A 9,758-nucleotide genomic window follows, 5' to 3' on the forward strand; every position below is an offset into this window, starting at 1 on the left:
GTGGAGCCATAGCCGTTGGCGACCATCTGCATCACGGTGGTGAGGCTGGAGGCGCCGAAGGCGGTCCCCGCCGCGCCGCCCTTGTGGCTGCGCGCGGTCGCACAAAACGCCAGCGCCTGATCGCGCAGGCAATGGCCGTCTTCGAGCAGGATCAATCGGCTCTGGTCGATGTCCTCGGCGGCCACCCGCGCCGTTGCCGCGCGCGGATCGTCGGCGGACACCGCGAGCAGAAACAGGTCCTCGAACAGCGCAACGGCATCGATATCCGGCTCGCCGACCGGCAACGCCAGAATCGCCGCGTCGAGCGTCCCGTCCTTGATCTCCTCGATGAGCTGCCTGGTCTGGGTTTCCCGCAGTTCCAGCCGCAATTCCGGGAACCGGCCCTGCAGAGGGGGAAGCATCCGCGGCAGCAGATAGGGCGCCAGCGAGGGAATTACGCCGAGCGTCAGCCGCCCTGTCAGAAGGCCACTGCGATGGCGGGCAAAATCGACCAAGTCGCGGGAGGCTGCCAGCACATCCTCCCCCCGGCGGGCAATTTCACGCCCGACATCGGTCAGAATCACATCTCCCGGCCGCCGTTCGACCACGGCGACCCCCAGCGTACGCTCCAGGTCGCGGATTTGCATCGACAGCGCCGGTTGGGTGACCGCGCATGCCTCCGCCGCGCGGCCGAAATGGCCGTGTTTGGCCAGGGCCGAGAGGTAGCGAAGCTGCCGGAGCGTAATCATCGCGATAAGATAAACTGATCGATCGCTCAAGACAATTAGACTGGACCTGATACTGGATATCTTCCAAAATAGATTCCAGCGAGAACGCCCAAACGGCAAATTGCTCATACGCCTGACAACCACACGTCTTAGAAACGGAAAGCTTTCCCGGCAGCGAACCCTCGCCATCGCCCGACGACCGATGCAGAGCGCGAAATGCGCGGCTTCGCCCTGAAATTCGACACCGGCGAAGGCAACTGGGATCTCGTCGGCGACGACTCCCAGACTTCACAATAATTCCATACGGAATAACTCGAAGAAAACTACAGAACGCGATCGGAGAGAGACATGGACGCAAAGACTGACGAGAGCGCGGGCAAGTGCCCGGTCATGCACAGTGCCAAGGCCAACCGGGACTGGTGGCCGAACCAGTTGAACCTGAATATCCTTCACCAGAACTCTTCCCTGTCCAATCCCATGGGGGAGGCGTTCAACTACGCGGAGGAGTTCAAGAAGCTCGACTTCGAGGCCCTGAAAAAGGACCTCCACGCGCTGATGACGGACTCGCAGCACTGGTGGCCTGCCGACTACGGCCACTACGGGCCGTTCTTCATCCGGATGGCGTGGCATAGCGCGGGTACGTATCGCGTCGGCGATGGCCGCGGTGGCGCCTCCTCCGGCACTCAACGCTTTGCACCCCTCAACAGCTGGCCGGACAATGTGAGCCTCGACAAGGCGCGCCGGCTGCTCTGGCCGATCAAGCAGAAGTATGGCCGGAAAATCTCCTGGGCCGACCTTATGATTCTCGCGGGCAACGTCGCCCTGGAATCGATGGGGTTCAAGACCTACGGTTTCGGCGGCGGGCGCGCTGATGTCTGGGAGCCCGAGCAGGACATCTACTGGGGGCCCGAAGGCAAGTGGCTGGCGGACGAGCGCTACAGCGGCGACCGTGACCTTCAGAATCCTCTCGCCGCCGTGCAGATGGGTCTGATCTACGTGAATCCGGAAGGGCCGAACGGCAAGCCGGATCCTGTCGCCGCGGCGCGGGATATCCGCGAGACGTTCGCGCGCATGGCGATGAACGACGAGGAGACCGTCGCGCTCATCGCCGGCGGACACACGTTCGGCAAGACCCATGGCGCTGCCGATCCGAGCAAGTATGTCGGCCCCGAGCCCGAAGGCGCCCCCATCGAGGAGCAAGGGTTCGGTTGGAAAAACACCTATGGCAGCGGCAAGGGCGTCGACACGATCAGCAGCGGGCTGGAGGGCGCGTGGACCCCGACGCCGGTGACATGGGACAACAGCTACTTCGACACGCTGTTCGGCCATGAGTGGGAGCTGACGAAGAGCCCCGCCGGCGCCCAGCAGTGGACGCCCAAGGGCGGCGCCGGCGCAGGCACCGTGCCGGACGCGCACGATCCCGCGAAGCGCCACGCGCCGATGATGGCGACGACCGACCTCTCTTTGAGGATGGACCCGGCCTACGAAAAGATATCGAAGCGTTTCCACCAGAACCCGCAGCAGCTCGCGGATGCGTTCGCCAAGGCCTGGTACAAGCTCACGCACCGCGACATGGGCCCGATCGTGCGTTATCTCGGCCCGCTCGTTCCGAAGGCGCCGCTGCCCTGGCAAGACCCCATCCCCGCGGTCGACCATAAACTGATCGGGGAGCCGGACATGGCTGCTCTGAAGGCCAAGATCCTCGCATCCGGGCTGTCCGTGTCCCAATTGGTCTCGACGGCCTGGGCTTCTGCCTCGACGTTCCGCGGTTCTGACAAGCGCGGCGGCGCGAACGGGGCGCGCATTCGCCTTAGCCCCCAGAAGGATTGGGAAGTCAACCAGCCGGCTCAGCTGGCGACGGTCCTTCAGAAACTCGAAGCGATCCAGAAGGAGTTCAACGCTTCGCAATCCGGCGGCAAGAAAGTTTCGCTTGCTGACATGATCGTTCTCGGCGGCGGCGCGGCGATCGAGAAAGCCGCGAAGGACGCCGGGTACGAGGTGAAGGTTCCCTTCACGCCGGGGCGCATGGACGCGTCGCAGGAGCACACCGACGTCGACTCCTTTGCTCCGCTCGAACCGGCATCTGACGGTTTCCGCAACTATCTCGGCGGCAAGCAGCGCTTGTCCGCTGAGGAGCTGTTGGTGGATCGGGCGCAATTGCTGACGCTGACTGCGCCAGAAATGACGGTTCTCGTCGGCGGCCTGCGCGTGCTGAACGCAAATGCCGGAAAGTCCGCGCACGGCGTCTTCACCAAGCGGCCCGAGACGCTGACGAACGACTTCTTCGTCAACCTGCTCGACATGAGCACGCAATGGCAGGCGGCGGCCGGGCCCGAAGGCGTGTTCGAAGGACGCGACCGCGCGACGAACGCACTCAAGTGGACCGGCACGCGTGTCGACCTGATCTTCGGTTCACACTCGCAGCTGCGCGGCCTCGCAGAAGTCTATGCCTGCGCGGACTCGAAGGAGAAGTTTGTGAAAGACTTCGTGGCGGCGTGGGAAAAGGTCATGAACCTCGATCGCTTCGATCTCGCCTCCTGACGCGGGCCAAGGCGACCGAGATCGCCCGGCGGCGGAAAATGCCGCAGGGCATGCAAGCCGCGGACTGATCCCGCGATTTTGACGGGATGATGAAGCCCTCGCGAGAAATCGCGGGGGTTTTTTCTTCGTTTCCAATCCTGAGGGTTCTTGCCACATACAGAAGCCGGACTTCGTTCGGGAAGAGGTCAATGCATCCGCCGATCATCCGTCCCGCTCACCCGGACGAATATGACGACATCGCCCGCGTCTGGATGGAGAGCTGGGTTTCGACCGGGCTCGCGGAAGCCGGCGACCTTCTATTGGCGCAGTTACGCCAGCTCGTTCTCGCCGAGATCGGGAAGGGCTGGAGCCTTTTTGCCGCCGAGGACGCCGGCGCGCTCGCGGCCATGCTGGCGCTGCATGTTCCGGATCAATATCTCGACCAGTTGTTCGTCGCGCCCAACTATCAGGGCCGCGGTGTTGGGCGGCACCTGCTCGCGTTCACGCGAAAACTTCTGCCCGATGAAATCTGGCTGCGCTGCGTGCGCGAGAGCGAAAAAGCCTGGCGCTGGTATGAGCGCGAGGGCTTTGTGTTCGAGAAAGAGGAGATTTCGCCGGTCACGGATTCGCCATGGATCGATGGAGGAAGAACATCGTCCGATAGGACGTGAGAGACATATTCAGCTTGCGGTTGTCTCGGGCTCAATCTATGGAGAAGCCCTCCCAAGCGTTGAGTTCTCATGATGCGTATTCTCTTTGTGGCGTTTTTTCTCTCCGGCTTCGCCGCATGCGCAGGGGCGCAGACGCAGACCGCACCGGGCACAGCGCCTGCGCAGACCGGAACTTCCGCGGTCAAGCCGACTGACAGGAAACCGACGCCAAGGGCCAAAGCAACCGCGAAACAGCCGGTTGCGGCAGAATCCGGTCGTTGCAGGCTTGGCGTGATTCCGGCGATTGGTGACCGTTTTGCCGTACAAAAATTTGGCGTCACGGTTTTCGAGACTGAGGAGAGCGAGGTTTCAGTCGAGGGATGGGGACTCGACGATCTCGTCGTCGCACGGGTACGCGCGGCGACCGGCGCTGATCCGACGGTGCGGAGGATCGCTTATCCGAAGGGCGCGTTTGAGTCCTTCTATCATCCGACATCCCGAATCTTGCCCGACCCGCGCGAAGGCCTGCCGGCGATCGTCAGAAGCATCACGCCAAGTACGAAATGCGAACGCTACCTTGTTGTAACCCGCTTCAAGGGGCAACTGCCGGGCACCAATCTAATGCTTGACGGCATAGGCGCGTACAATCGCGGCCTCGGAACGCTCATCAGGCACTCGCACCTGTTCGCCAACATTTCGGTGAGCATGCTCGACGGCAGCACCTACGAGAGAATTAGCCGCCCGTTCGCGAATTTCGGTACGAGACTATCCGAAAGCCTGCGAGTGACTGAAGATCCGCTCACCAAGCTCGACAATTCGCTGTTCCCCGAACCTGCGACGGCTGTTCAGGGCAACGCGACGCTTCGCGAAAGGACCCGTGCGCTGGTTGCGGCAACGCTTGACCAGACGCTGCCCGACTATTTCAAGAACGATTGAGCCGGACTCCGCCGTCAGCTCGACCAGACGCCGCCACAATTCTTTGTCCAGCGTCACGGATGCTGGCGAACCATCCGGACTGCCTGGCAACAACAATACGGCTTACGTGGAGATTCCCGATGATGCAGCTCTATTGGTCGCCCCGCTCGCGCTCGTTCTCCGCACTCTGGCTGATGGAAGAGACCGGACAGCCTTACGAGCGCGTGCTGACCGACATCTCCACCGGCGCGCAGCGCAAGCCGGAATATCTCGCGATCAATCCGATGGGCAAGGTGCCGGCGCTGAAAGACGGCGAGGCTACGCTCGCCGAAGCCGCCGCGATCTGCACCTATGTCGCCGAGCGCTGTCCCGACGCGAAGCTGGCGCCGCCGCCTGGCGCCCCCCTGCGCGCGAAATATCTCTACTGGCTGTTCTTCGCGCCCGGCTGCGTCGAGCCGGCGATGGTGCAACTCGCGACCAAAATCGAGATGAATCCGGTCGCCGCGGGCTGGGGCGACGCCCAGCGGGTGTTCGACGTGCTCGACAAGGCCCTGGAAAACGGCCCGTGGATTCTCGGTGAGAATTTTTCCGCGGCGGATATCATGATCGGCTCGGGGCTGAACTTCGCGGTGCGGCTGTTCAAGATGGTGCCGTCGCGGCCGTCATTCGACGCCTATCTGGCGCGCTGCATGGCGCGCCCGGCGTTCCAGCGCGCCGAAAAGATCGCGGCGGGGTGATCGTAGATGGGCAAAGGTGCGCCTTCGCGCTGTGCCCGCCGTCCATCCGTAGATCAGATCGTCGTCTTGAACGGTGGGCACGCTTCCGCTTTGCCCACCTGCGGTGCCAGGCCCCTCACCCGAAATTCGCGCGCTGCACGAATTTCGACCTCTCCCCGCAAAGCGCGGGGCGAGGTCAGAACAAAATCTCACGCATCCATCCGCTTGAACACCAGCGTGGCGTTGGTTCCGCCGAAGCCGAAGGAATTCGACAGCACGGTGCCGAGCCTCGCGTTGTCGATGCGCTTGCGCACGATCGGCATGTCGGCGAAAACCGGATCGAGCTCGGTGATATTGGCGCTCTCGCAGACGAAGCCGTTGTTCATCATCAACAGCGAGTAGATCGCCTCCTGCACGCCGGTGGCGCCGAGCGAATGGCCGGTCAGCGCCTTGGTCGCCGATATCGGCGGGCATTTGTCGCCGGCGCCGAACACTTTTCGGATCGCCTCGATTTCCGGCGGATCGCCGGCCGGCGTCGAGGTCGCATGCGGGTTGATGTAATCGACCGGCGTTTTCACCGTCGCGAGCGCCATGCGCATGCAGCGCTCGGCGCCTTCGCCCGAGGGCGCGACCATGTCGTAGCCGTCCGACGTCGCCCCGTAGCCGACCACTTCGGCGTAGATTCGCGCGCCGCGCGCCCTGGCGTGTTCGAGCTCTTCCAGCACCACCACGCCGGCGCCGCCGGCAATTACGAAGCCGTCGCGGCTGATGTCGTAGGGGCGCGAGGCGGTTGCCGGCGTCGCATTGTATTTCGAGGACATCGCGCCCATGGCGTCGAACAATACCGACAGCGACCAGTCGAGTTCTTCGCAGCCGCCGGCGAAGATGATGTCCTGCTTGCCGATCTGGATCGTCTCATAGGCGTTGCCGATGCAATGGTTCGAGGTCGCGCAGGCCGACGAGATCGAATAGTTCACACCTTTGATCTTGAACCAGGTCGCAAGCGTCGCCGACGCCGTCGACGACATCGCCTTCGGCACCGCGAACGGTCCGACCCGTTTCGGTCCCTTGCTGCGGGTAATATCGGCGGCTTCGACGATGGTGCGCGCCGACGGCCCGCCCGAGCCCATGATGATCCCGGTGCGGACGTTGGAAACCTCCGACGGCTCGAGGCCGGAGTCCCGGATCGCCTGCTCCATCGCGACGTGATTCCACGCCGCACCCTCGGCGAGGAATCGCATCGCGCGCCGGTCGACGACGTCAGCCGGATTCAGCGTCGGCGCGCCCTGCACCTGCGAGCGGAAGCCGAGCTCCGCGTATTTTTCCGCGCGGGAAATCCCGGATTTTGCCTCGTGAAGGCTTGCAAGCACTTCCTGGGTGTTATTTCCGATGGACGAGACGATGCCCATTCCGGTGATCACAACCCGCCTCATGTTCGCCTCGCCTTGCCGTTAGGTTTTCGCATGATGAGCCTGTTCAAGCCGGGGCGGTGCCCTGCTTGAACAGCCCGACCTTCAGATCCTTGGCGCGATAGATAATCTCGCCGTCCATGGAAAGCCACCCGTCGGCGATGCCCAGCACCAGCTTTGAGCGCATCACGCGCTTGATATCGATATTGTACACAACCCTGCGAACGTTCGGCAGCACCTGGCCTGCGAACTTCAGTTCGCCGAGACCCAATGCCCGGCCGTGGCCCTCGCCGCCGATCCAGCCGAGATAAAAACCAACCATCTGCCACATCGCATCGAGGCCGAGGCATCCCGGCATCACCGGATCGTTCTTGAAATGGCAGCCGAAGAACCAGAGATCCGGCTTCACATCGAGCTCGGCCCTGACCAGGCCCTTGCCGAATTCCCCGCCGGTTTGCGAGATTTCGCTGATGCGGTCGAACATCAGCATCGGCGGCAGCGGCAGCTGGGCGTTGCCGGGGCCAAACAGCTCGCCGCGTCCGCACGCCAGTAAATCCTCGTATTCGTAACCACTGCGCCGATCCAGCATCGTATTCCGCCTCTCTCAGATATCCCGATGGAGCGCTTTCGAGCGAACCGGACCTGTTTTCCCAGCGGGAAGAACATTTTCCCGCACATTGGCGCTACTTGGGGTGCTATCGGCGATTGCTTGGCCGAAATCGCATATATGGTCCGCGCGCTCTCTAACATACGCCCGGCGGGCGGCAAAGCACTCCGGTTGGGGGTAAATTGCGGCGTTTCCCGCAGGTTTCTCCCTGACCCCGGGATTGTTCTAGTTGCGAAAAACTTGCATCTAATGGGTTTTCTTCTTATATTTATTGGGAATATTGCCTGAGTTGGGTGCCTCTAGTGGATATGAACGACCAAGCCCTGGTTTTGAATGGTGACGCCGTCGATTCGGCTGCGCGCGGTGCCGGACACCAGCCGGCGCTGACCGGTTGCCCCTGGCATGACGTCAATGAGATGCTGCAGGCTGCCGGCCTTCGGCCGACGCGGCAGCGCATGGCGCTGGGCTGGCTCTTGTTCGGCAAGGGCGCGCGGCATTTGACCGCGGAAATGCTGTACGAGGAAGCCACGCTGGCCAAGGTTCCGGTGTCGCTAGCCACCGTCTACAACACCCTCAATCAGCTCACCGATGCCGGCCTGCTGCGTCAGGTCAGCGTGGACGGCACCAAGACCTATTTCGACACCAACGTATCGGCGCACCACCACTTCTATCTCGAGAACAATCACGAGCTGGTCGACATTCCGGATCCGCATCTGGTGCTGCAGAGGATGCCGGAAGTCCCCGACGGCTATGAGATCGCCCGCGTCGACATGGTGGTGCGGCTGCGCAAGAAGCGCTGAGCGCGATACGGAAAAGTCGTCATCCGCGGGCTTGAGACCGGCGTACCCATCAATCTTCATCAGAGGCTTTTCTGAAAGCGGATGGATTGCCGGGTCAAGCCCGGCAACGATTATTGTTTTCAGCCGCGACGTTCCTGTCGACCGACTTGCAGGGTTCACTCCACCCTCTCGTCCGCATAGACGCCCCACAGCCGCCGCTGTTCGATCCAGCCGTCAAAGCCGTTGCCGGTGACGCGGCACCAGCCGTTTACGCATTTCTTGACTTGCGCGACGACGCCGGCCTGCAGCCGCGCGGCGACCGCGCTGGTCGCGTCGGCGCGATCATAGAGCGGCGCCAGCTCGTCCTTGCTCTTCATGGTCACGACCGCGGTGCGGCGCCCCGACAATAGCGAGTGATAGACCCAGCCCTCGGCGCCTTCGGAATCGCGCACCCGGCGCCAGTTCTCGAACTCGGCGGTGATTTCGACCGGCAGGCCCGAACGGGTATAGACCCAGGCGACGTCATTGTCCTTGGTCGGACCGGCCCTGACATTCACATGATCGGATTTGAGGCTGACGTAACGCGGCACCGGCAGTCCGCTGGTCGTGCTTCCCGAATCCTTGGCCGAAAATCCCGGGCTGGCCGACACGCCCAGCATGCTCCCCGCCAGCACGGCCACCGCACAGAAACGCCCTAACGCCATCAACCCGTCTCCCGCCGAGATCGCCTGCTCAAATTTCTTGAGTTGAAACCCTGGCTAACGCCCAAAACCCCAAAACCCCTGTGCCCGCCCTGATCTCGCCCCGGTCTTGTCATTCCCGAGGGGTTCTTGTCTTGGCCCGGCCTTCTGCTAGAGAGGACGGATCAGATTTTGAACCAGAACGCCCGGATTTTCCCCTGGAAACCAGAGGTAGATATCGGGGAACCCAAAGAAACCACCGAGGAAACACCGGACCGCGCGGCAACCGCAGTGTCGAACACCCGGGTTAATGAGGTCTGAACGGCGCACCCTTTGCCAAGCTAAGGTTAGCGAGCCAAAGCCTCATGAGAGCAGGACATGTCGGTTAGGAAAAAGCCTCTCGTCGTCGTCACCCGCAAGCTGCCGGACTCGATCGAGACCCGGATGCGCGAACTGTTCGACGCCAAGCTCAATCTCGACGATACGCCGATGACGGGCGAGCAGATTGCGGAAGCGGTTCGCTCGGCCGATGTGCTGGTACCCACCGTGACCGATGTGGTCAGCGAAGAAATCCTCAAACAGCCCGACTGCAGGCTGCGCATGATCGCCAATTTCGGCAACGGCGTCGACAATATCGACGTCGCGGCGGCGCACGCACGCAGCATCACCGTGACCAATACGCCGAAGGTTCTGACCGAAGACACCGCCGACATGACCATGGCGCTGATCCTTGCGGTGCCGCGGCGCCTGATCGAGGGCGCTTCCATCCTCACCG

Annotated in this window: 9 protein-coding genes and 2 pseudogenes; 7 read left to right on the plus strand and 4 right to left on the minus strand. The window is 62.6% G+C overall.

The window, feature by feature from the left end; translation table 11 throughout:
• On the minus strand, positions 1-728 hold a 728-nt coding region (locus WCE35_RS19980), incomplete at its 3' end, for a LysR substrate-binding domain-containing protein (RefSeq protein WP_424595046.1).
• Positions 729-908: 180 nt separating this feature from the next.
• Between WCE35_RS19980 and WCE35_RS19985 the strand changes: the two are divergent.
• The 5 genes and pseudogenes from WCE35_RS19985 to WCE35_RS20005 all read left to right on the plus strand — a co-directional run.
• Positions 909-989 (plus strand): annotated as a pseudogene (locus tag WCE35_RS19985) (catalase); the annotation flags it as partial.
• 66 nt (positions 990-1,055) lie between these two features.
• Positions 1,056-3,248: a catalase/peroxidase HPI gene (gene katG / locus WCE35_RS19990; protein ID WP_424595047.1), complete on the plus strand. Its 2,193-nt coding sequence runs from the start codon at positions 1,056-1,058 to the stop codon at positions 3,246-3,248.
• A 188-nt stretch (positions 3,249-3,436) separates the two neighbouring features.
• Positions 3,437-3,898: a GNAT family N-acetyltransferase gene (locus WCE35_RS19995; protein ID WP_424595048.1), complete on the plus strand. Its 462-nt coding sequence runs from the start codon at positions 3,437-3,439 to the stop codon at positions 3,896-3,898.
• A 69-nt stretch (positions 3,899-3,967) separates the two neighbouring features.
• Positions 3,968-4,813 (plus strand): hypothetical protein, encoded by an 846-nt coding sequence (locus tag WCE35_RS20000; protein ID WP_424595049.1) that lies wholly within the window; start codon positions 3,968-3,970, stop codon positions 4,811-4,813.
• A 119-nt stretch (positions 4,814-4,932) separates the two neighbouring features.
• Positions 4,933-5,529: a glutathione S-transferase family protein gene (locus WCE35_RS20005; RefSeq protein WP_424595050.1), complete on the plus strand. Its 597-nt coding sequence runs from the start codon at positions 4,933-4,935 to the stop codon at positions 5,527-5,529.
• A 188-nt stretch (positions 5,530-5,717) separates the two neighbouring features.
• Here the strand turns inward: WCE35_RS20005 and fabB are convergent, their stop codons facing one another.
• A complete protein-coding gene (gene fabB, locus WCE35_RS20010) occupies positions 5,718-6,941 on the minus strand; it encodes a beta-ketoacyl-ACP synthase I (protein WP_424595051.1) in 1,224 nt (407 codons plus the stop codon).
• A gap of 43 nt (positions 6,942-6,984) precedes the next feature.
• Positions 6,985-7,506: a 3-hydroxyacyl-[acyl-carrier-protein] dehydratase FabA gene (gene fabA / locus WCE35_RS20015; protein WP_424595052.1), complete on the minus strand. Its 522-nt coding sequence runs from the start codon at positions 7,504-7,506 to the stop codon at positions 6,985-6,987.
• A gap of 326 nt (positions 7,507-7,832) precedes the next feature.
• Here fabA and irrA point away from each other — a divergent pair, with 326 nt between their 5' ends.
• Entirely contained in the window at positions 7,833-8,324 is a 492-nt protein-coding gene (gene irrA / locus WCE35_RS20020; protein WP_424595053.1) for an iron response transcriptional regulator IrrA, read from the plus strand.
• A 155-nt stretch (positions 8,325-8,479) separates the two neighbouring features.
• On the opposite strand, the gene WCE35_RS20025 is transcribed toward irrA, so the two are convergent.
• A complete protein-coding gene (locus WCE35_RS20025) occupies positions 8,480-9,007 on the minus strand; it encodes an SH3 domain-containing protein (protein ID WP_424595054.1) in 528 nt (175 codons plus the stop codon).
• 354 nt (positions 9,008-9,361) lie between these two features.
• On the opposite strand from WCE35_RS20025, the pseudogene WCE35_RS20030 reads away from it, so the two are divergent.
• Positions 9,362-9,758: pseudogene (locus tag WCE35_RS20030) on the plus strand (D-glycerate dehydrogenase); the annotation flags it as partial.

This window comes from Bradyrhizobium sp., assembly GCF_049691595.1.
In the GTDB taxonomy this organism is placed as follows: domain Bacteria; phylum Pseudomonadota; class Alphaproteobacteria; order Rhizobiales; family Xanthobacteraceae; genus Bradyrhizobium.